We start from the raw sequence: 23,688 nt of genomic DNA, 5'->3' as shown, positions 1-23,688 counted from the left end.
ATAATCACCTATTTATGATTATATCGTAAAAATGCCGATAAAAAAATCAATATATTATAAATATATTGATCTTATTCCATTTCCAATAAATATAAACATAAGACTGCTTTTTTAAAAACTTTATCCATAACTTTTTCATAATCCTTATTTTCAACCGTAATGGCTGGCCGATATTCAGCATGGTTTAAAAAATTAAAGATTTCATATTCTAACTTTGGATTAAATTCTTTTAATTCCTCACGCTTTTCATTTAGTAAGGGCAAAATTTTTTTTCATTTGCACAATTTTTTCTTTAATATTACCATTGTATGAAAAATATTCAGTAAAAATTTGTTCTTTATTAGGTGCTAAGTCATCACCATTTTCCTGAACATTTTTTTTATGATAATGGCGAAAATTATTTACATTTTTTTTGGCATGACTGTTACTGGGCTCATTAGTTTGGGAACCAAACTTATGAGCATTCAGACCATTTACTGTTACTTGGTTAACCATAATTCCAAACCATTCAATTAATTCAAAAATTCTCGTTGAATAGTTCATAAAGGCAATTGAACGGTAGTTATTAATTGCAGTAATTGCTTTTTGTTCGGCTTCATCAACTGTTAAAACAACATTTAAAGTATATTCACAAAATCTTAAAACATCAGAATCATATTCAAATAATTTATCAATAATGTCATAGATAGTATCTCTACTTAAAACTTCTGGTTTCTTTTTGGATTTTTTATTGTGTTCAAGTTCAATATCATTTAACAAGCCTAAACTATAAACTTCATTAATGGCTCCAATATCTAATAATTTTTGGTTTTTATGTAAATCAATATCAAAAAAACTCATTGCTTTTTCAACATTCATTCCAAACAATTTTATCGAAGCAGTATCAAGCGCTGTTTTAATATAAGGGTCCCCAACCATCACAACTCAATCAGCCACAAGCTCTTTAAAATTCGTTAAAAAATAAGCATATTTCTCATTTTCATTTTTATCAAAAATTGACATAATTACTTCCCATCTATCAAAATTCTTTGACCTATAAATATATTTTTCTATATAATTTTATCAAAAAAAATTGCATTTTTACTATTAAATATGGTATCACTAATTACTATTTTTTAGATCAAGGGATAGAAGATTCAATAACCAAGCACACCAATCACATAGGCTGTTGCAAGGGAAAATAATGAGTTGTAAACTAACATTTTTCAATTGGTTTCTTTTTTAATTACAGCCATTGTTGATAAACATGGGATATATAATAAGAAAAATAACATAAAACTAATACCATTGGCTAAATTGAAGAACGAACTAATGGCGGTTTGACTACCAAACACAATAGTCATATTACTAATAGCCAGTTCTTTGGCCGGAAAGGCTAATAATAAACTAGTAGCCATTCGTCAGTCGTTTAATCCCAGGGGCATAAATAAATAACTTAATCCCCGACCAACATAGCCAATAAATGATTGGTCAATCTGCTCGTCAGTTAAAACTCCGTGAATTCCTAAGTGGCTAAATAATCACACAATGATACTTCCTAATAAAATAAATTTTCCCGCACGAATTAAAAAGGTTTTTAATTCTAACCACATTAATTTAATAATCGTTAAAAAGTCAGGAGTTCGTCATTTTGGAACTTCAATTAAAAATAAATTTGCTTTTTTACGGAACATTGTTTTTGAAAATAATAACCCAATTAATAAGGCTGTTAACCCACTAAAAATTTGTAAGATAAAAACAACTAACCACGTGTTTTTAGTAAAAATCATTGATGCTACAAACGCAAATACTGTAGCCCGCGCGGAACAAGAAATAAAGGGAGCAATAAAAATTGAAATAAATTTTTCTTTCTTATTAGTTGTACTACGAGCCATCATAATGGTGGGAACATTACACCCCATTCCAGAAATTAAATTAATTACACTCCGTCCTGATAATCCAAAGGGTGATAGTAACTGATCAGTTAAGACTGATACGCGCGCTAAGTACCCACTTTGTTGAAATAATCCAACAAATAAAAATAAGATCAAAATATAAGGAATAAATGGCAACACCGCAAACAGACCCGCTAAAATCCCATCACAAATTAGGCCCGTCAAGAAAAGTGGACAATTGGTAATTAACATCTTATCTTTAATAAGCGTTAATAACAGATCATTAAATAAATAATCTAATTTTTCACTTAAAAAACTACCAGTATAGGGACCAAAGGTAATGTAGTTTAAACCAACTAAGAGCAAAACAAAAATTGGAAGTCCAAAGGTGCGCTTTAATAGTAAATAGTCTACTTTTTCATGCCAATTCTTAATTTTATTTTTAGTTACTGCTAAAAAAGAATTTTCTAACACAAAAATTTCCTGGTATAACTTTTTAATAAAATCAAAACGTACTTGGTAAATAACTTCCTGGTTGGCATTATTATTTTCGGCAACTAATGCTAAAATTTCCTCATAATTCTCCTGGTTATTTTTTAAATAATCAATGGCAATTTGGTTATTTTCTAATAGCTGAATTGCTAAAAACCGTTTTGACATTCCGCTAATTGTTAATTTTTCGGTAATTTGAGTAATTTTACTTTCAATATTATGACCATAATTTAATTTAAATGCATTTAGGGGACATGCTAATTCTTTTTGTACATTGTTTAATCCCTTATTAGTTTTTGCCACCGTTAGCACAACAGGACAAGTTAACACTTTTGCTAGTTTATTATTTAAAATTCGTTGGTTTTTTAACTCATCAACCATATTAATTGATAAAACTAAGGGTTTTTGGGTTTCTAATAACTGAATTGTTAAATGCATATCACGTAAAAATGAATTAGCCCCTAAAACATTTAAAATTCCGCTAAAATCTGTTTTAAAAATAGTATTTAAAACAACATTGTCATCATCACCACGGGCATTTAAATTATAAATTCCTGGTAAATCTATTAACTTCAGATCACTTGTTTGTTTAATTTTACCAACCATCGGCGTAACTGTTGTCCGGTCAAAGTTTCCAATAATTGTAGTTTTATTTGTTAAATGATTAAAGAAAGTTGACTTACCAATATTAGGTGACCCCACTAATAAAAAGTAATTATTTTTGTCTTTTTTCTTAGGTGATTTCACAGCTGAATTATGACACGACATATCTAACCTCAATATACTTTGCCTGGTCAATGTTAATTGCGTATTCAATATTATTGACTTTAATATGTAAAATTTTATTTTGATACTTAATAACTTCAATTTCTTGTTGCGGATAAATGCCAATTTGATGAATTTTATGCAAAAATTCATTTTCAATTAACGGATTAATTCTAACTACTGTTACCTTTTTTCCACAATATTCTTTTCCTAACATATTTCCAACCTTCTTTTTATCATTATTAATTATATCTTATTTTAAAATAAAAAAAAGTAAATATTCCTATTTACCAACATTTTTTATTTTAACATAACATATAAATGGTGGACCCGAACGGGATCGAACCGTCGACCCCCTGCGTGCAAGGCAGGTACTCTCCCAACTGAGCTACGAGCCCATTAAAAAATGGTCGGGCTAAATGGACTTGAACCATCGACCTCACCCTTATCAGGGGTGCACTCTAACCAGCTGAGCTATAGCCCGAAAACCTTATTCATTATAACATTATCTTAATTAAAAAAACAAGTTAATTTCACCAAAAATGATAATTTTCTACACTTTTTTAAAGAAAAAGGCTCCATAATTTATTATCTTGGAACCTTTTATTCGACAATTTGACTTAAGTCTTCAATATCAAATTTATTTTCAGACTTTCCTTTTTTTGCATTCTTTTTCGCTAATTTATTTTGTAATTTTTGTTGACGTTCTTCTTCTTTTTTTAATCGTTTTAATTCTTTTTTTGATAATCCTGCGGTTAATAAATCATTATCTAAGAAATTAATATAATCATTTGTGTAATCATCATTTAAATAATCCTGATTCTGACCTTCATTCCCATAATTTAAGTTATTTAAACTACCTTGTTGTTGAACATTTTCATTTTCAACATAACTATGATTTTTAACTTGTTCCGGTGCAGAACTTGACACAACAGATGGTTGGTCACTTGCTGTTTCTACTACTGTTGTTATACTTTCACTTTGTGCCGGTGAGTTATTATTATCCTCATTAGGATTTTCATTCGTTAACTCCGAATATACTGGTTGCATAAACGTAGTATTTGGGATACTATTTTCCGAGCTATTATTAACCTCTTGACCACGATAAACTTCATTATTATATTGTGGTTCTGCTGAGGCGTTCATTGCCGTCATATCCATGTTTCCTAACCCTTCACTGTAACCAGGGGGCGCATACATTTCATTATTGTATGGATTAAAATTATTATCATCAACATACACTGGGGGATTAACAAATTCTTCAGTTATATACGGTTGTTGTTGATTTTGCGGTTGGTATTGTTGAAAATTTGATGGTTGAGTTTGGGCCATGTTGGGTTGATAATTAGGTGTCCCTTGATAATTTGCTCCACTTGCTGAATTATTGCTATTATAACCCATTGCATTATTATTCATATTTCCATAACCCATCGGCGCATTATTTGATGGGGCATTATATCCCCCTGTGGGTTGTCAATGATATTGGTGATGATGATGCTCACCATGATCATGACAACGATATTCACAAAAACTACCACAAGAACCATTACCTGGATACATCCCCGGAAATCCCATTGGATAAAATGGATACATCATTGGTGTTTGTTGGGCTGGTTGTTGAATAAAGAATACTTGTGGTGAAGAAGTTGGTGCCACTGGTGGTTGATACATTGGATAAGTTGGTGGCATTACTGGTTGAGCCACTAGCGGTTGTTGAAAAGGAACATAAGTTGGATTTTGTGGTGTCTCTAAACTAGACATAAAAACTTCAGCATCACGACGTGAACGAAATAATGCGACCTCATCATTTGTTGCTGATTTAACTAAAAATCCTTCTTCATTCGGAACAATATAAAAATTTGAATTTATACTCATAATATTTAGCACCCCATCACATTTTGATAAAAATGACCATAATTTTTATTTGTATACATTATATCATAAATCCCTATCTTTTAATAAGTAATCTTTGCTAAACATAACCCATAGGGTTTGGCACAAAAACTTGTTTTTTTGCTCCCCGGAAGGTTTGCTAACTGCGTTTTAATGTCCGCTAAACTAATTTTACCTTCATAACACGCTAAAATATTTTGGACCATCATCCTAATTTGATAGCGAATAAATGCCTTCGCTTGAACATGGATTAAAATTTTATGATGATCATTTCGTTCGATCCAAATTTTATTAATTGTTCGGATAGTATTAATATTTTCTCCTTTTTTAACCCCCGAAAAATTAAAAAAATCATGGGTTCCTATAAAAACTTGGGCAATTTCATTTAATTTATTAACATCTAAGGATCTTGGGTATTTTAATTCATAACGGCAATTAAAAATATCAACCGCCCCATCATTAATTGTATAAACATATTCTTTTTCTAAGACATTGCGCACCCCAAAATTTTCATCCCGGATTTCATAATCTTTAATATTAATATCTAATGGTAACGAAGCACTAACAGTTTTGATAAAAAATCCAACATCATTAGGAATAAACGGTAGTTTAACTAAAACCTTTTGGTCTCAGGCATGAACTTGTTGATCGGTTTTACTTGCTCCTAACATCCATAATTGTTGGTGGGAAACACGAAAAAATGCTTTTTCTAATTCACCCTGAATTGTCTTAGCATTTTTTTGTTTTACTCAGCCATGATAATCATAACCATCATATTGTAAAGTTAATAGTAAATACATTATTATCATCCCATTACAAAATCATCAATATGGGGAATTCGTAGGGGAATAAACCCGGTTTTAATTTTGCCAAAAACTCAGCCACTACCTTCTCAATGTCAAACATTATAGAATGTTTCACTTGTGCCCATAGTTGCTCACTGTGCAATAACAACACTAGCAATCCCAGCAACAAAAATAAAGATAATAATATCTGTGAAATTAATATGGTAATGACGATAGCGGGTACGTTTTGCATGTGGGTCATAACCACGCGCATCCATCGCATAAGCTAAATCTTCCGCTTTTTGGAAAGCTGACACTAATAATGGAATAATTAACGATGTGGTTGATTTAATTTTATCTTTAAAATGACCATTCTTAAAATCAACCCCCCGCGAAGCTTGGGCTTTCATAATTCGCCCGGCTTCTTCAATTAATGTCGGAATCATTCTTAGGGCAATTGAAATAATTGTTGATAAAATATGAACTGGAAATTTAACTAATTTTAATGGGCTTAGTAAGTCTTCCAAGGCTAATGTTAAGTCCAATGGTTGGGTTGTAGCGGTTAAGATTGTTGTAATCATAATCATCAAGTAAATCCGACAAGCCATATATAAAGCATTAAAAACAGCTTTTTCAGAAAAACAAAATCATCCTTTTCCCCCAGGGGCCGATGGTCCTAACGCTTCTGCTTTTCCTCCTCAGTGTCAACCAATATAACCATTAGTAATTAAAAAACAGTTAATAATTAGTAACACCGTAAACATAAATAAAATTGGTTTTAATAAAGAAAAGAGCATTCGTGCTCGTAAATGAGCCATAAAGAAAATTGTTAACACTGTACATCCTAATAACACATAACCAGTAAAACCAGTTGAAAAAAAGATTGAGGCCATCAATGCAATTAACATGAATAATTTAACACGAGGATCCATTCGATGAATCGGAGAATTATAAGCAATATAACGCCCAAATGATAATCTCATTGTTTACACAACCTTTCTTATTTCTTTTTCATTTTAACAATTTCTGCGGCTAATTGTGCCATGTTACGAATATCCTGGTTAGTTAAATCTAACCCTTTTTCTTGTAGTTTATAAATTAAATTATAAATTTTTGGTGGTTCAATTAATAATTCTTCTAATAATTCTTTATTGCGGAAAATATCAAAAGGAGTTCCAACTTTTAAAACTTTTCCTTCTTTCATCGCAATTACTTCATCAGCAATTTGGAGCACATGGTCCATATTATGAGTAACGAGAATAATACGTTTTTGTTGCTCTTTATTAATGCGATTGAAAAGATCAATAAAATCTTCTTCTCCTTCAGGGTCTAATCCGGCGGTTGGTTCATCTAAAATTAAAGTTTTTCCTTCCATTGCTAAAATCCCGGCAATAGCTACTCTACGTTTTTGTCCCCCGGATAAATCAAAGGGTGAACGTTTAAGATAACTCAAGGGCAACCCCACCATTTCTAAATATTTTTTAGCATTTTCCTGGGCAACTTCTTTTTTTTCACCCAAGTGAACTGGACCAAACATAATATCTTTTTCAATGGTTTCTTCAAATAATTGATACTCCGGAAATTGGAAGACTAAACCAATGGTTTTGCGCAATTGTTTAACATTTTTAATTTTCTTTTGCTTAGCTTTAATAATAAAACCATTAGCATTAACTTCACCAGTGGTTGGAATTAATAATCCATTAATATGCTGAATTAAAGTTGATTTTCCACTTCCAGTTGAACCAATAATTGCAATAATTTCCCCCGGTGAAAGAGTTAAATTAACATTTTCTAGCGATTTAAATTCATACGGAGTTTTTGGCGCATAAACATGCGAAACATTGGTAAAAACAATGTCGCTACTTTCTAAATTTTTAACTTCATCATTTTTTTTATTTTTTATTTTTGACATATTTCATCCACCAACTCCTCTAAACTTAAGGTATTCTTAACACTTAACCCGGCTGCTTTTAAAGAATCAATTATTTTGGAAACAAATGGCACATCTAAATGAATTGAGCGTAAGAAATCTTCATCATATAAAATTTCTTCTGGTTTCCCACACTTAACCATTTTCCCCTTATTCATAACAATAACCTTATCGGCATTTAAAATTTCATCCATATCATGGGTAATTGAAATAATCGTTTTCTCACGAGTATTTTTTAAATCAACCATAATTTGTTTAACTTCTTTTTTCCCTTTGGGGTCCAACATACTAGTTGCTTCATCAAAAATTAATATTTCTGGTTGCAAAGCTAAGGCTGACGCAATCGCCACACGTTGTTTTTGACCCCCGGATAACATTAAGGGCTCATGATTTAGAAAATCTAGCATCCCAACTTGTTTTGCCACTCTTTCAATAATTGGTTGCATTTCCGGTTGGGGAATGCGACGATTTTCTAAACCAAAAGCAATATCATCACGAACGGTCGAACCAATAAACTGATTATCTGGATTTTGAAAAACAATTCCTAAAAATTTTCGAATCCCATTCATTTTTAAATTAGTCATCACATTTCCAAAAATTTCAACACTACCATTTTGAGGACGCAAAACACCAATAATGATTTTACTAATTGTTGACTTCCCACTACCATTATGACCAATAATAGTTACATATTCACCATGGTTAATTTCAAAACTAACCCCATCAACAGCGTTGGGATGATTTTCTCGATAGCGAAATTCAATATCTGTTAATTTCAATGAAATATTATTTATTTTTTCCAGTGTTATATCTACATTTTTTTTCTTTCTTGCCATTTTACTAATCACCTTAATATGTATTTTCTCCCCAAAATTTATAAATTAATTATATAGCAATATTTGCTAATATCTAATAATTAACTAAATAAATTATTTATTACAAACATATTATATATATAAATTATAAATAAAGGAATTTATTTTAATATTTTTTTTTAAATAAAATAAACTACCAAATAATATTCAAAATTACCTTAATAGTTTATTCTAAAATTTATAAACACTATTTTTTGTGTAAAAATAAAATTATCCAGGGGAATCTTCGCAAATTGCACTTGGTGGTTCAAAAACTCTTCATTAAAATAAGCTATTGGCTGCTGTCAATCATTTTGTGAAGAATATAAAGGAATTAACTCATTATTTTGCTTACCAAACAAATACAAATGACCATTAGTATCTTCAAAAAAATTATTAGTTAAATCTTATAATACTACTTCAAAATCATCTCCTAAATCACCAGTGCTTATACCATCACCAATTTTAATTAATTCAATGTTATATTTTTTTTAAAGTTGCATCATAATTACTGACTAAAGCATATTTAATTTTATTGCTAACAGAATCATCCATAATGATATTTAAAATATCAGCATAATTCGGTGGAAATTTAAAATCATATTCAACCTTATTATCCATAATTATTAAGCCATCCACAAGATTACTAGGAGCAGTTTTTACTACTTTAATTTCCACTCCATTCTTATAAAAATTTTAGCAAATTTAAAATCATTTGAAATTTAATTATGGTCTATCTTAACATCATGTTCAATATCAAGATCTAATTTAATTGGAAAAGAAACAAAGCTAGTTTGATAATAAACATCAATCCTATTTGCTAAAGGATTATAATAAATATCATTAATTATTTCAGGAAATATTGTAAAATAGTCAATTTTTTTTACAACATGGAAAGTATTATCTCGTTGATCAAACAATAACTAATATAAAAACCCATCAGTTGTTAAAATAAGAAAGAAAATTTTTTGATATTGAAGAGTACTTGCATTAGTAAACGGAATCATTAAAACTTTTTTAATTGTTTTTGTTAACGGAGCCCCATAAATATCAAAAATACTACTAATTACTTTTTTATTTTCCCCAATAAAAAATATATTATTGTCTTTTGTAAAACCATAAAGCGCTTGGCTAACATTAATTTCACCAGCATCCATTTTCATTACTTGTGAAGATAAAGTTAAAACTTATTCCCAATCATTGCTAGCATCATAAATGATATCATCAGAAGTTAAAACATATTGATAACTATTAATTTGATTAACATTTACAATTGTTTTATCAAATATTTTAATTTTTTGGCCAAAATTATGAACTGTTAAATTAATGGTGGCTTTCCCATTTCACAACAGACCCGTTTGGACAGGAACTGTAATATCAATTGCAATATTATTTGTTTTTAACGGTTCTAGCACATCATTTGTTCGCAAAGTTGTTAACGGATGATCAATTAAACTTATTAAATTAGGATCTAATAAACTATTGTCATAGTGAACAACTCGTTTAATAGCTGATTGCAAACTATTTTCTGAGGTATCATTGATATTAATATAATAATTTTGATAATTCCCCGTTAAGTCTTTTGATAAATTGCCTAAATCACGCAGGTTAATAATTGGCATAACGGGTTTATTTTCATCAGGTCCAGCTGAATTAGTAAATAATTTTATTCTTTACCTTGCTCCTAACAATAACCCAACAATTAATAAAAATACCATTCCAAAGATAAGCGGTGTCTTAAATTTTTTCTTAGTCTTTACTACTATTTTAATTAAATTAGGTTTAATTTGTAACGCCGAGTTAAATTTTGCAGGCGGGATATTGGCATTGGCAAGATTCATTTGGACATTATGGTCCGGATGATTTAAGTGGACAACTTTTTGTAATACCTTCGGATTAAATTTAACATTATTATGATGTTGATTTTTTCCTTTACTTTCTGAATAAATTAAATAGTATTGTTTAAAATGGCAAATAATGATTGCAATATTAATTGCTTATGGTTATTCTTGACAAAACTTTGCCCCCTCGGCAAGGGGTAATAAGAGCAACTTTTCATTCCATAAATTAGGAAATACTCTTGTTCGGAGAAAGACTTTAATATTTTCAATATTATTTTGACAATATTTGCAAACTAAAGCATCATCAATAGTTACTAGACTATTGGTTGTAACTTCCTTGCGCATCAAAATACCTCCTTTGTTTCATAGTTAGATCGCATAATTGTAACATATTTTTAAAAAAGGTTAAATATTTTTTAAATTAAAATTAAGAACCACAAAAAATAATTATCCATAAAAAACCCTTAAATAAATTAAGGATTTTTTATCATTCATTATCATCTAAATCAAGATTTTGGATATAAACTTCTCGTGGCTTAGCCCCATTTTGGGGACCAATAACCCCGTTGTCTTCTAATAAATCAATTAGTCGACTTGCTCGGTTATATCCAATCGAGAATTTTCGTTGAATTAGTGAAGTTGATGCTTTTTGGTTCAGAATCACAAACCGTTTAATTTCATGGTATAAGGGGTCTAAATTATTTTGACCGCCCGGTTCTTTGCTCCCAGGTTGGTCAATATTTAAAAACTCCTCTTCATATTCTGGATCTTGTTGACTACGACAATACTGAACTAACCGTTCAATTTCTTCATCGGAAATATAAGCTCCTTGGGCACGAGTTGGAATATTTTGCCCTGCTGGGGCATATAGCATATCTCCATATCCAATTAATTTTTCGGCCCCGGTTTGGTCTAAAATAGTTCGTGAATCAATTGAGGAAGCTACAGCAAACGCAATTCGTGATGGAATATTAGTTTTAATAACTCCGGTAATAACATCAGTTGATGGACGTTGAGTGGCAATAATCATGTGAATTCCCGCTGCTCGGGCTAACTGGGTAATCCGCATAATAGAATCTTCAATGTCTTTCCCCGCTGTCATCATTAGATCAGCAAGTTCGTCAATGACAACAACAATGTATGGTAATTTATCTTCTGCTTTAACTTTCGCATTATAAGTTTCAATATTACGAACACCTTTTTCCGATAAAATACTATATCTACGTTCCATTTCACCAATAACTTTTTTTAACGCCCCATTTGCTAATTTTGTATCATAGATTACAGGGGCTAGTAAATGCGGTAAATTATTAAAAACTGCTAATTCAACCTGTTTTGGGTCAATTAATAGTAGCTTAACTTCATGGGGTTTTGTTCGCAATAATAGGGAAGATAAAACTGTGTTAATTGATACTGACTTCCCACTTCCCGTTGACCCGGCAACTAATAAATGGGGCATCTTATCTAATTCAATAAAAATAATTTCACCATTTACACTACGCCCAATCGCAACTAATAATTTATTGTTTTGTTTTTCTAATGGTGTTTTTTCCATAATTTCCCGTAAAGTTACCTTATTACTAATTTGGTTGGCAATTTCAATTCCAACCGCAGATTTGCCTTGAATTGGTGCTTCAATCCGCACATTTTGGGTTGCTAAAGCATATTTTAAATCATTTTCTAAACTAGTAATTTTATTAACCTTCACCCCAGGTTGCATATGAATTTCAAACTTAGTAATCGTTGGGCCAATATTAATGCCCTGGACACTTGCCGCAACATTAAATTGTTGAAAAACTTCATTAATTTTCAACGCTTTATTTTGGGCGGCTTGTTTATTAATTTCATTATTTTGATAATTAACTACTTTTTCATTTAATAAACTTAATTTTGGTAATTCATAACTTTCATTAATTGTTAATTTTTTAGGATTAACTGCTGCATTTTTATTAATTTCAACATTCCGTGGTTGTGAGATTGGTGGTGGGGATTCATGATAATTAGGACTATGGCAATTTAACTGACGATTAATTGCTTTATTATGCGCTTCTAAAATTTGATCAGTTTGTGAAACATAACTTTCTGGGGTTTGTTTTGGTTCAGGAGTTAACTCTGGTAAATCATCATAAAATTCTGGTTCATTCTTGACCGGAGTATTAACAGGCAGAATGTTAAATTCTTGGGTTTGATCATTTTCATCATAAATTGAAGTTTGACGAAGTTCACTTGTCTTCATCGTTGAGTTATTAGATAATTTTCCAAATGGAGTAATTGCTGATTCGGAATTTAATTTTTCCCGCGCTTTTGACAAATCAACATTATTACCATATGCTGATGAATAAAAGGGGGCGTCATTTAATTTATTATTATCTTGGCGACGATAACGGGGTTGAATATATTCATGTTCACTCGGAATATAAACGGGTTTAAGCGGTGGTTGAGGACGGTTTGGTGGCTCATTAAAATTAACATAATTTTGTTTTTTATTTTTATTATTTCGAGTTTGTTGATAATCATCAGCAATTAAATCTTCAATCAACCGCTGGTCATGAGCAGCAGTAAAGGAAGGCATTTGAATCGTAATATCCGAAGATTCGGTTGTGTGCATAACCTGGCGGGATGAAAAGATTTCATCGTCAGGAATATTAATTGATTGGTAAATACTAGTTTGCAAGACTTTTTTATTGGCTTTGCAATTTTTATTAGATGTTAATTTAACAACCCGAATCCCATGGTTATTTTGACATTTTTTTGAACGGAACATCCCGATTGGAGAACCAGTAAAGACCCAACTAAACCATAACATTGTAAAGCATAATGCTAATGCTAATGAACCAAAAATTGTTAAATAAGAAAAAATTGCGGCAATAAAGTTTCCAATAATTCCACCACCCGCATATAGCGTGATTCAATCACCATTAAAACCCACAAAAGTAATGGGATTACGAGGATGCGGATTAAAAATAGATGCTTTTTGTCAGTGGTTAATATAATTACTCATAATATTAACAAAATTATCTTGGTCAAAATATTTAATTTCGTGGTGTGCAAACTGCACAATTAATAACACATTGCTTACCATTCAACAGGCTAAAATTGCAAAAACCAGGATCATATGACGAACCCGTCTTTTTAGCTTTATTTTGACCCCAATAAAAATAGTGATTCCTAATATTAAGCACAACAAATAAACAATGTATTTAAACCATCCAAAGGGAAAAGTAAAAATAACATCATCAATAAACTGTCCAATTAAAGTAATCCGACCAACCGCAATAATTGTAAAGAAAATTAACAATAATGATCCAATAATTCATCCGATTGAATCATTTCGGCGTTGTTTTTTCTCAATTTTAATGATGGCAGTCGTCTCATTTTGATCATTTAATGGATAATCATCATAAGAATTTCGTCTCATATTAAATTGCCCCCTTGAAATATTAATTAATAATGTATATGACCATACCAAAAAATTATTATATTAATATTTATAATATAAATATATCATAAACTAAAAAGATATCCTAAATTTTAGATTTCATTTACAATTGCTAAAATAATTGGGGTTTTCCCGGTTTCCAATTTAACAAAAGATAACACGGTACTCCGAATTTCATTTTTAACTTCATTAACATCATACATTTCTCCAGCAATTGCTTTTTTATGGTGTTTTTCAATAATATCGGTAATTACTTTTTGCATTTTTTTAAAAATATCATTATTTTCTTGAATATAAATAACACCACGCATTTGGGTATCAATTAGGGAAGTAATTGCTTTTGTTTTTGCATCAATTGAAACTCCAATAATAACAACCCCATCTGTTGCTAATTGTTTTCGTTCATTTAACACCACAGCCCCAATATCACCAACACCGATCCCATCAACATATAAGTCAGAAGTTTTAACTTTGCCAATTACTTTATCAAATTCACCATTTGTAAAGTTCACACTTTCCCCATTATCACATAAGAAAATATTTTCAACTGGAACCCCTGCTTCGTTAGCGGCTTGTTTTGCTTTGACAAAGTCTTTATATAACCCTTTAACCGGAATAAAGTATTGTGGTTTTAAAATCGAAGTCATTAATTTAATATCTTCATAACTAGCAGTCATTGTTCAGATTTTGCGATCTGATAAAGCAGTTGTTTTCGCCACCGTACGGGCTAGTTCATCTAACACATTCGCATGGTTTAGTTCACTCCCCGGATTTGGTGGAGTTGCTAAAATAATGGTGTCAGTTTCTTTTATATCTAAAATATCATCATTCCCACTAGCAATTTTAATTAACCGACTATATAAACGTTCACCACTGCCCGTTACTATAATTAATGATTTTTCATCATTAACAACGTCATGTAAAGTTTTAAGGTTAATTCCTTCTAAGTTCATTTGGTTATTTGCATTAATTACTTTTAAAGCTTCTAATAAAGTTTGACCATAAATTCCGACATTAATATTGTTTTCACGCACTAAATCAAATAATTCATTTATTTTATGTAAGTCCTGATCAAAACAAGCTAAAATTAAGCGGCCCTGTGCTTCTTTAACTGCTCTTTCAATATAACTTTTAATTTTATGGTTTGGCGCCGTATAGTCCATTCGTGAGGCTGATGAAGCTTCTGATAAAAATAATAATACTTTATTATGGGTAGCAATGTCAGTTAAATGTTGCATATCCATGGCAAAATCAGGGTCAGCTTTTGCATCAAACATATAATCCCCCGGGTAAATAATCACCCCATCCGGAGTATGCAAAACATAACCATAACTATTTGGCATGTTTGTTGTGGTTGCAAAAACTTCAACTTTGCAAGGTCCAAATTCAATAACATTATGCGGGTTAACAACTTTAAACAGTTCTTCTTTCCCACGAACTTTAAAACGTTGGAGATGAAAATTTAAAATATGAGCAGTTAGTTTACTTCCGTAAATTGGAATTGCGACTTCTTTTAAAATATAAGTAACTGCTTCTGAACATTCATCGGAAGGTTTAGTAATAAAAATCCCCTTAATGCGATTGCGATTTTCTTTTAAATAATCAAAATTAGAAATAACAACATCGATTCCTAAAATTCCCCGTTCCGGATTTTTTGTTCCCGCATCAAAAACAAAAATATCTTGATCAACTTCCACGCAATATAAATTCTTCCCGCGCTCATCTAGCCCCCCAAGGGCAAAAAAACTAATTTTTGACATAAATCGTCTTCCTTTCTGAAGTTTTTTAATTAACATTCTAAATTAAAAAATTGTCTACTATTAATTGTAATAAGAAACCATATAACTATAATCTTAAATATTATACAATAACAAATAAAATTTTGAAAATATATTTAACTTAATTTTATATTTTTAAAAAATGCGATAAAATAAAAAATAGAACAGGGGTGTTACGATGAAAGCGATCTTCCCAGGTAGTTTTGATCCGATTCATGAAGGACATATTAATATTATTAAGAAGGCAAGTTTACTATTTGAAAAGCTATATGTTATTGTTTCGATTAATTTAGAAAAAAAAGAACAAGGTGACATTTTTGAACGAACTAAAATTGTTAAAACTATTTGTGCCGATATTAATCCAATGATTGAAGTTTTAACAAATGATAATCGCTTAACAAGTAAACTTGCTAAAGAATTAGGGGCAAATTATATTATTCGGGGGTTAAGAAATAATAATGATTTGAAATACGAAATGGAATTAGCATTTGCAAATAAAAAGTTAAATAATAATCTCGAAACAATTTTTTTTATTGTGGATTATGGACTAACTGAAATTTCTTCAACCTTATTAAAACAAATTAACCAATTAAAAAAGTAGTTTTGAAAACTACTTTTTTAAATATGTTATTTTCCTGGTTTTCCCAGCAATTTAAACATATTAGTTTTATATATTTCAACTCCTGGTTGATTAAACGGATTAATTTTTAATAAATACGCTGACATTGCACACGCTTTCATAAATCAATATGATAAGTAACCAAACATTTTCGCATCCATTGTCGCAAATTCTAAAATGATATTTGGGACATTACCACTCTGGTGGTGGGCATAAACAACCCCCGCCATAGCAATGGTATTTACACTATGTAATGTTTTACCAGCTAAGTAATTTAAGCCATCTAAATTTTCTTGGTCAGCTGTTAGTACTAAATCACCATTTGGTTTATTAATTTTGATCACTGTTTCAAAAATGATATTTTTAGTACCTTCCTGAATGAATTGTCCTAATGAGTGTAAATCAGTAGAAAAAATACATGAAGTTGGTAATAACCCCTTCCCATCTTTACCTTCTGATTCTCCAAACAGTTGTTTTCACCATTCATTCAACATTTGGAATTGTAATTCATAACTAACTAACATTTCGCTTTGATAGTGGTCACGAGTATTTAATAAATACCGTGCTAACGCATAGCGATATGCCTGGTTAGTTAAATCGGGGCTGAAAGTATCTTCGTAAGCTAACTTTGCTCCCGCAAAAACTTCATCAACATTCACTCCGGCCACTAACATTGGAAAGATTCCAACTGGTGTTAGCACCGAATATCGTCCCCCGATGTCATCGGGAATAATAAATGTTTGATACCCTTCTTGGTTGGCAAGCTCTTTTAAGGCACCCTTTGCTTTATCTGTCACAGCAATAATTCTCGTTTTGGCAACTGCTTTACCCTTCTTTTGTTCTAATAAATCTTTACATAAGCGAAAGGCAATTGCTGGTTCTGTTGTTGTTCCAGATTTGGAAATGACACAAATTCCAAATTCCTTATTTTTTACATAATCTAAAACTTGTTGAGTATATGTTGATGACATAGTATTGCCAATATATATAATCTCAACTTGTGGTTGATAATACAATCCATTAATCATTTCAATTGCAGCTCGTGAACCGAGATAGCTTCCCCCGATGCCGATAACTAACAAAACATCAATTTCTTTCGTAAGTTGACTTGCTACTGCTTTCATTTTTGCTAATTCTGCTTTATCGTAATTAAGTGGTCATTCAACTCATCCTAAAAACTCATGGCCTACACCTGAATTATCATGGATCATTTGATGAATTGCAGCTATTTGTTGATTATATTTATTAAAATCTAATTCTGATATTGCATTTGTTAAATCTGTTTTAATCATTGTTATTTGATACGCTCACTTCCTAATTTTAAACTTTCAATGAAAACTCACTAATTAGGTATTAATTATTATTTGCTAGTTAATGAATTAATTTTTTCTTTTAATGGTTGAAAACCAGCGCCAGTTTCTTGAATCTGGCTATTTGTCTTCTTTAGTAATTCTGGTCGACAGTTTTTATAACTTAATTTTACTTGTTTTTTATCAGCATCAAAATCCAATACCTCAACTTCAACTTCGTCACCAAAATTAACAAATTGTTTAATGTCTTTGACAAAAAAGTCTGAAAATTCTGAGATATGAATTAAGCCAGTAGCATCTTTTAATTCACAAAATGCTCCAAAAGGTGTAATATTAGTAATTTTAACTGTAACTACTTGTCCTTTACTATACATAGTGCTATATTCCCCTTTCTATTTTATCATTATACATTTATATTTAGGAAAATTATTTTTTAATTATTACAATTTTTTATATAAATTCCCAGTCAGAAATATCAAAATTGTCAAATTATTTTCTAAATTTTACTAAAATTATCTAATTTAGAAAATTAATGCGATATAACTCATTTTTTTCTTCAATATTGTCTCCACCATTGCCATCTGACTTCTCTTCTTTATAAGAATCCGTGTGATCACAGTTCGGATAATTAGTACATGCTTTAAAACGTTGATTGCGTTTGTTAAATTTTAAAATAATTTCGCCAACCCCACACTTTGGACAAGTCCCAAACTTTGGTCCCGTCTGGTGAATATAGCGACATTTTGGAAACCCTGAACAAGCAATGAATTTTCCATATTTCCCATAGCGATAAACTAAGTCATTTCCACATTCTGGACAAATAATTCTCGCTTTTTCAACCGGAATTTCTTCCATTAAATTCATCGCATTTTCAATTCGTGGTTCAAAGCGTTCTCAAAATTCTTTTAATAACGGCTTGGGTTCACTTTCCCCTTTCGAAATAACATCTAATGTTTCTTCAATTGAAGAAGTATAGGATTCATTAATAATATCATTAAAATATTCTTGTAATTTATCACTTGTTAAGATTCCCCGTTCAGTGGCTTTAATTGCTTTATTTTCAATCATAATATAACCACGATCACGCAACGTTTTCATAATAGGAGCATATGTCGAAGGGCGACCAACCCCGATTTCTTCTAAAGTTTTAATTAATCGGGCTTCTGAATAACGGCTTGGTGGTTTTGTAAAATGACGAATTCCGTATAATTCATTTAAATTAATGAACTGGCCAATTTTTAATTTTGGTAATCTAGCGAGATCTTCATTATCATCTAAAGAAACTGCTTTTAAAAATCCTTCAAAAATCACAACACTACCGGTAATTTTAAATTCATAATCATTATTTAGTAAACTAATTGTTGTTCCTAATAATTTTGCGCTTGCCATTAAACTAGCTAGTGCTCGTTGATAAACTATTTTATATAACCGTCATTGGTCACGTGAAAGGTACTCTTTTGCTAAGTCTGGTGTCATTGTTAAATCCGTGGGGCGGATTGCTTCATGGGCATCTTGGACATTTTTCTTTTTCTGTGATGGTTGTTTAACTTCCCCCAGATATTCTTGCCCATAGTTAATAGTAATGTAGTTAAAAGCATCTTGAACAAATTTTTCGCTTAACCGAATTGAATCTGTCCGCGGATAAGTAATAAATCCGACTAAATTATCTTTAACTTTAATCCCTTCATATAATTGTTGCGCAATCATTGAAGTTTTGTTTGACGGGAATCCCAACTTACTACTTGCTTCTTGAAGCATTGTTGATGTGGTGTGGGGATTAGGAGATTTTCGTTGACGTTCACTTTTATTAATATCCACAACTTCATAGTCTTTTTGGAGAGCAGCTTTTACTTTTAAAACTTTTGCTTCATTGTTAAGTTCAATTTTTTTATTTTGATACTTAACTAATTTAATAACGGCTTTTTTATATAACCCCTCAACTGTTCAATATTCTTTGGGAATAAAATTTTGATATTCTTTTTCCCGTTCCACAATTAATTTCAAGGCTACTGATTGTACCCGCCCGGCTGATTTTGATTTAATTTTTTTCTGTAATAGCTTACTTAACCGAAACCCAATAAAACGGTCTAAAATACGCCGTGCTTCTTGGGACTTAACTAAGTTCATATCAATATCAGTTTGATATTGGAAAGCTTCTAAAACAGCATCTTTTGTAATTTCATTAAACCGTACTCGACGCGATTTATCTTTACATGCTAAAACTTCATTTAAGTGGTAAGCAATTGCCTCTCCTTCGCGGTCCGGGTCGGTCGCAAGAATAACTAATTCCGCTGATTTAGCTGCTGTTTTTAATTCTTTAACTTTTTCTTTTTTCCCACGTTCAATTTTATAAGTTGGTTCAAAAGTTATAATATCAACTCCGAGCCCAAATTCTCCTTTGGTTGACAAATTTCGAATATGACCTTCTGAAGATAAAACAGTATAACCTTCCCCTAAATATTTTGCAACGGCTTTTGTTTTCGTAGGTGACTCCAGAATAACTAAGGTCCCTGCCATTTTTATACACTCCTTTAAAACTCAAAATAATCTACATACTCTATTATACATAGATTTTAAAAAAACAAACTATAAATATTTATTTATAGTTTGTTTTTAATTGACATAATCATTTGATTTCATCCACCACTAATCTTATCAATCGCAATTTGGAATTTATCATGCACAGATGGTACTTCAAAATATAAAACAATTAAAATTGCAACTAAAACAGCAAGCGTTAAAATCACAGCTAAGGATATTATCAATGCTTTTTTGTTAATTTTTCGTGGCTGTTTTAATTTTGGTTGTTTGATTTTTTGTGTTGGCCCGTCAATATCATAAAAATTATTTAATAATTTAATATATTGTTTATCAGTTAATCCAAACTTTTCCATTACATCAAACTGACCAACTTTATTATGTCCATATTCATCAAACATATATTCATAAACTTCTTGGGCACTAACTTTTCCTGTTGGCGTTTTTAAAGTAATATTCTTATAAATTGTAGCAAGGGGAACAGTATTTTCAACGCCCGCTTCTTCGTCAACTGCTTCTAAGATCCCTGCTAATTCATCATTTAATTTAACTTCGTCTTGGTAGTAATCTTCATCATCATAACTTTGTTGATAACTGTGATTATTGTCTAAAATTTCTACCTTGGGCATTTCCTCAATTTTAGTAAATTCTTGGATATCCTCTCTTAATTCATCATCTGGTAAGTTCAAAAACTCGTGATCATCAAGTTCATTAATAACACTAGGATCAAAAAATAAATGATTATGATTACCTTCATTTTCCAACGGTGTTTCTATTATCTTTGGTGTTACTAAAGGAATGTCAGCATCAGTTAAGTTTTCAGTTGTTGGTAACGCCGATGAAACTTTAGCTGCTAAAACTTGCTCTTTCTTAACATCATCTGTTGATATATTACTAATTGGAGCAGATGGTTCTGATAAATTAGCTGCTTTAATTAATTCTTGATTATGTTTAACTGCATTATTTAGGTTGTTAATTGAATTGTTTAAAGTTGTTATTATATCGTATGAATCATGCTCTGCACTAAATTTATTTTTAGGACGATTTCGATTAACAAACTCATCTAAAATTTCTGAAATATGAACTGCCCAGTTATACTCATCCTGAGCATTATAAGTTTTCACCTTTGGTTGGTATGGTTCTGGAGCCCGTGCATACAATCTTTCATTATTTACACCGATATTATGTGGTGGTAACATATTAGGATACTGAGCAAATTGTTGATACTGGCTTGGCTGGTAACCAGCAAAATTATTTAATGCCATTGGATTTGGAAATGGTGGTATTATTGTTGGTTGTTGAAAGGCTACTAATGGCGAACAAGGTTGTGGTTGCAGATTTTGCGGTTGCAGATACTGTGGATATTGATACTGATACTGCCCTGGAATTGGATATTGATGATAATAACCATAATTTGCGCCCACGTTAAAATGACCCTGACAATTTGGGGAACAATAAAAAAGATTGTTATGCATGCCTATTGGATTCATTTTTTTCACCCTAACTTTTATACTACTTTGACCATATACTGATATATTTTATCATAAAAATTTAAATTTTATTCGCTTTCGTTCCCATTTTTTTGGACGGGCCTAATTGTTGAGGATTAATCTTTCTTAATTTTAAACAAAGTTCATCAATAGTGATGATTAATCAATAATTTTTTTACAATTTGTTGGGTGGGTCTGAAAATTAATTATTAATTCATATGTTAAATTCTCAATAATATAACCTGTGAAAATAATTTGCAATAAAATGACAACTCCCATCCCTTTGACATAGTCTTGGTTTAATAAAATTAGCAAATCATTTACATTAATTGGAACCACCACATCAGAATTACTTATTTTATCATTAAAATAATCAAAAAATCAATTAAACTTGTTAAAAAGTAAAGACTTAAAGTAATAATAATGACACTACAAATTATTTTAGTAATATTAAAAAGTAAACTTTTTCAATTCTGACTATAAATATTAATAAATAATTTAATTCCCAACCCGGTTAAAATCAAAAAATTAAAAATAACAATAATTATAGCAAGGATATAAATGATATTATTTGTAACTAAAACATATTTTTGTTGAGAATAATGATAAAAGTCTCATAATTTAGGCGATCAGGGGACAATTCCGGCTACAAAAATAAAAATTATTAGTAAAAGATTAATAAAAATAAAAAAATAAGATAGTTCAATTTATTAGTTGCTTTCACATTAAGGTGGGATAAACTTTCGTAATAAAATTAGCATCATTTTTTTGGGAATCAATTTTTACAAATGAGTATTTGTTAATTCTTAAAAAATTAACCTTATGGAAAACAGTAGGATCTTATTCGGTAAAAACAGTTAAATTTAAAATTTTTAATAAGAAATTTGAAAAAGGATTATTTTCGTGGTACTCAATAAACTGGTTATTAAATTTAAAAATTAATCCCTGGTGATATTTTATTATGCTAGCGTTTAAGTTAACCCAATTAATTTGATCAAAAAAATTCCCATAGTATCATCAGTAAAATATAACATTAATTTTCAACGTTTAAAGTATAAAACACAACAAAAACCACAGAATAATAAACCACTAATTATCGTTAATAATAAATGACAAAATAAACCATGATGAATATGACCAAGTTAACGGTGGGTTACTAATAAAATAGAAGTTAGAAGTTGTAAATAATAATATAATGTCAACTATTGTTAAGATGATTATAATTTGTAATGAAAAATAAATCACATAATAAAAAAGGTTACTTTTTAAAATAGATACTTTTTTTTTAGTAATTTGAAAATTTTTTCAATAAAACATTCCCACCACCACAATACTAAAAAGTACCAAACAAAGATTTGTACTAATAAAATATTTAAATACTTCTAATTTTCTCACCATATGGTTTTTCCTCTTTTCTAACTTATTTTAAACGTAATATGGGTTCCGGCCACACTTTTACTATTATCCACTGTTAATAAACTATTATTACTTTTGCTAATTCAAACATAAGCATAATTTAAATTACCATGGTCGGCAGTTTTTCATAAATTAACTAGTGGGGTTGTTAATGGTCACGCATCATCAGCATTTGGTTGGTAACTTTTTTTAATAACAATTTCAATATCTTGACTAGTTAAGAAATGGGAATTATACACATGCGCAATATGCGCGGCTAGATAAGTTCTCGTATCTTCAATTCAATTACATCTTGAACTAATGTTGTTTTAGCATAAGTTTTTGGTAACGGTTTTTCAGTCAATATAAGGCCAATCATTTGTATTAAAATCACTACCATCAATTGTTACTTTTCAGCCTGTTAAAAAGTTAGTGGTATGAAATTGCAATCCTTTTGCTGCTAATTCTTGTTGAACTAAAACTTTATCAGCAGGATTAAAAACTAAATTCGCATCGTCTTCTTTAAAAGTAAGATAATTAGTTAAATTTTCTTGATAGTTTTGATAATTAATTTTAAATAAATTCCGTTGGTAACTCCAGATTGTTATTAATTAGATTTTGGGTTTGCAAATATGTTTTGATTTCTGAATTAGCTGCTTTGCTCGTAATAATACTATTATAGTTA

Annotated in this window: 24 protein-coding genes and 2 tRNA genes; 1 reads left to right on the top strand and 25 read right to left on the bottom strand. The window is 30.4% G+C overall.

The window, feature by feature from the left end; genetic code table 4:
* Positions 1–71 precede the first annotated feature (71 nt).
* From P344_RS07300 to P344_RS01180, 18 genes are all read right to left on the bottom strand, one after another.
* Entirely contained in the window at positions 72–263 is a 192-nt protein-coding gene (locus tag P344_RS07300) for a hypothetical protein (protein WP_248679163.1), read from the bottom strand.
* Complete coding sequence (locus P344_RS01260; protein WP_248679161.1) at positions 220–1,002, bottom strand: hypothetical protein; 783 nt, start codon at positions 1,000–1,002, stop codon at positions 220–222. The genes P344_RS07300 and P344_RS01260 overlap by 44 nt, the downstream gene beginning before the upstream one ends.
* A gap of 113 nt (positions 1,003–1,115) precedes the next feature.
* Positions 1,116–3,134 carry a ferrous iron transport protein B gene (gene feoB, locus P344_RS01255; protein ID WP_025317083.1) on the bottom strand — a complete coding sequence of 673 codons (2,019 nt, stop codon included), beginning with the start codon at positions 3,132–3,134 and terminating at the stop codon, positions 1,116–1,118.
* Positions 3,121–3,348 carry a FeoA family protein gene (locus P344_RS01250; protein ID WP_025317082.1) on the bottom strand — a complete coding sequence of 76 codons (228 nt, stop codon included), beginning with the start codon at positions 3,346–3,348 and terminating at the stop codon, positions 3,121–3,123. Before P344_RS01250 ends, feoB begins: the two co-directional genes overlap by 14 nt.
* A gap of 105 nt (positions 3,349–3,453) precedes the next feature.
* Positions 3,454–3,529, bottom strand: a tRNA-Ala gene (locus P344_RS01245).
* A 9-nt stretch (positions 3,530–3,538) separates the two neighbouring features.
* A tRNA-Ile gene (locus P344_RS01240) sits at positions 3,539–3,615 on the bottom strand.
* Between the two features lie 119 nt (positions 3,616–3,734).
* Positions 3,735–5,006 (bottom strand): hypothetical protein, encoded by a 1,272-nt coding sequence (locus tag P344_RS01235; RefSeq protein ID WP_025317081.1) that lies wholly within the window; start codon positions 5,004–5,006, stop codon positions 3,735–3,737.
* Between the two features lie 80 nt (positions 5,007–5,086).
* Complete coding sequence (locus tag P344_RS01230; RefSeq protein ID WP_236681407.1) at positions 5,087–5,824, bottom strand: tRNA pseudouridine synthase A; 738 nt, start codon at positions 5,822–5,824, stop codon at positions 5,087–5,089.
* A gap of 2 nt (positions 5,825–5,826) precedes the next feature.
* The gene (locus P344_RS01225) at positions 5,827–6,792 is read right to left on the bottom strand and encodes an energy-coupling factor transporter transmembrane component T family protein (protein WP_025317079.1); all 966 of its coding nucleotides are present in this window, start codon (positions 6,790–6,792) and stop codon (positions 5,827–5,829) included.
* Positions 6,793–6,809: 17 nt separating this feature from the next.
* Positions 6,810–7,721 carry an energy-coupling factor transporter ATPase gene (locus P344_RS01220; RefSeq protein ID WP_025317078.1) on the bottom strand — a complete coding sequence of 304 codons (912 nt, stop codon included), beginning with the start codon at positions 7,719–7,721 and terminating at the stop codon, positions 6,810–6,812.
* On the bottom strand, positions 7,709–8,575 hold the full coding sequence (locus tag P344_RS01215) for an energy-coupling factor transporter ATPase (RefSeq protein WP_025317077.1): 867 nt from the start codon (positions 8,573–8,575) through the stop codon (positions 7,709–7,711). Before P344_RS01215 ends, P344_RS01220 begins: the two co-directional genes overlap by 13 nt.
* A gap of 498 nt (positions 8,576–9,073) precedes the next feature.
* Positions 9,074–9,271: a hypothetical protein gene (locus P344_RS01210; RefSeq protein WP_025317076.1), complete on the bottom strand. Its 198-nt coding sequence runs from the start codon at positions 9,269–9,271 to the stop codon at positions 9,074–9,076.
* 44 nt (positions 9,272–9,315) lie between these two features.
* Positions 9,316–9,513 (bottom strand): hypothetical protein, encoded by a 198-nt coding sequence (locus P344_RS01205; RefSeq protein ID WP_025317075.1) that lies wholly within the window; start codon positions 9,511–9,513, stop codon positions 9,316–9,318.
* Positions 9,514–9,516: 3 nt separating this feature from the next.
* Positions 9,517–9,750, bottom strand: coding sequence for a hypothetical protein (locus P344_RS01200; protein ID WP_038677551.1), 234 nt, complete (start codon positions 9,748–9,750; stop codon positions 9,517–9,519).
* Between the two features lie 30 nt (positions 9,751–9,780).
* Complete coding sequence (locus tag P344_RS01195) at positions 9,781–10,215, bottom strand: hypothetical protein (protein WP_025317073.1); 435 nt, start codon at positions 10,213–10,215, stop codon at positions 9,781–9,783.
* 381 nt (positions 10,216–10,596) lie between these two features.
* Positions 10,597–10,779 carry a hypothetical protein gene (locus P344_RS01190; protein WP_025317072.1) on the bottom strand — a complete coding sequence of 61 codons (183 nt, stop codon included), beginning with the start codon at positions 10,777–10,779 and terminating at the stop codon, positions 10,597–10,599.
* Positions 10,780–10,918: 139 nt separating this feature from the next.
* Positions 10,919–13,852 carry a DNA translocase FtsK gene (locus P344_RS01185; RefSeq protein WP_025317071.1) on the bottom strand — a complete coding sequence of 978 codons (2,934 nt, stop codon included), beginning with the start codon at positions 13,850–13,852 and terminating at the stop codon, positions 10,919–10,921.
* A gap of 113 nt (positions 13,853–13,965) precedes the next feature.
* Positions 13,966–15,633, bottom strand: a complete 1,668-nt coding sequence (locus tag P344_RS01180) for a ribonuclease J (protein ID WP_025317070.1) — start codon at positions 15,631–15,633, stop codon at positions 13,966–13,968.
* A 196-nt stretch (positions 15,634–15,829) separates the two neighbouring features.
* On the opposite strand from P344_RS01180, the gene coaD reads away from it, so the two are divergent.
* On the top strand, positions 15,830–16,252 hold the full coding sequence (coaD, locus tag P344_RS01175; protein ID WP_025317069.1) for a pantetheine-phosphate adenylyltransferase: 423 nt from the start codon (positions 15,830–15,832) through the stop codon (positions 16,250–16,252).
* A gap of 26 nt (positions 16,253–16,278) precedes the next feature.
* On the opposite strand, the gene P344_RS01170 is transcribed toward coaD, so the two are convergent.
* The 7 genes from P344_RS01170 to P344_RS01140 all read right to left on the bottom strand — a co-directional run bounded on the left by P344_RS01170 (position 16,279) and on the right by P344_RS01140 (position 23,263).
* Positions 16,279–17,562, bottom strand: coding sequence for a glucose-6-phosphate isomerase (locus tag P344_RS01170; protein WP_025317068.1), 1,284 nt, complete (start codon positions 17,560–17,562; stop codon positions 16,279–16,281).
* Positions 17,563–17,630: 68 nt separating this feature from the next.
* A complete protein-coding gene (locus P344_RS01165) occupies positions 17,631–17,954 on the bottom strand; it encodes a S1 RNA-binding domain-containing protein (RefSeq protein ID WP_025317067.1) in 324 nt (107 codons plus the stop codon).
* A gap of 142 nt (positions 17,955–18,096) precedes the next feature.
* Positions 18,097–20,097 (bottom strand): type I DNA topoisomerase, encoded by a 2,001-nt coding sequence (topA, locus tag P344_RS01160; RefSeq protein ID WP_025317066.1) that lies wholly within the window; start codon positions 20,095–20,097, stop codon positions 18,097–18,099.
* An 83-nt stretch (positions 20,098–20,180) separates the two neighbouring features.
* Positions 20,181–21,542 carry a hypothetical protein gene (locus P344_RS01155; protein ID WP_148552277.1) on the bottom strand — a complete coding sequence of 454 codons (1,362 nt, stop codon included), beginning with the start codon at positions 21,540–21,542 and terminating at the stop codon, positions 20,181–20,183.
* Between the two features lie 225 nt (positions 21,543–21,767).
* A complete protein-coding gene (locus P344_RS01150) occupies positions 21,768–21,950 on the bottom strand; it encodes a hypothetical protein (protein ID WP_025317064.1) in 183 nt (60 codons plus the stop codon).
* A gap of 747 nt (positions 21,951–22,697) precedes the next feature.
* Entirely contained in the window at positions 22,698–23,006 is a 309-nt protein-coding gene (locus P344_RS06550; protein WP_148552276.1) for a hypothetical protein, read from the bottom strand.
* A gap of 17 nt (positions 23,007–23,023) precedes the next feature.
* Positions 23,024–23,263, bottom strand: coding sequence for a hypothetical protein (locus P344_RS01140; protein WP_025317062.1), 240 nt, complete (start codon positions 23,261–23,263; stop codon positions 23,024–23,026).
* Between the last annotated feature and the right edge of the window lie 425 nt (positions 23,264–23,688).

This window comes from Spiroplasma mirum ATCC 29335 (assembly GCF_000565195.1).
Classification (GTDB): Bacteria; Bacillota_I; Bacilli_A; order Mycoplasmatales; family Mycoplasmataceae; genus Spiroplasma; species Spiroplasma mirum.
Note: the sequence above shows the minus strand (reverse complement) of the source record. Positions and strands in the feature narration are given on the sequence as shown.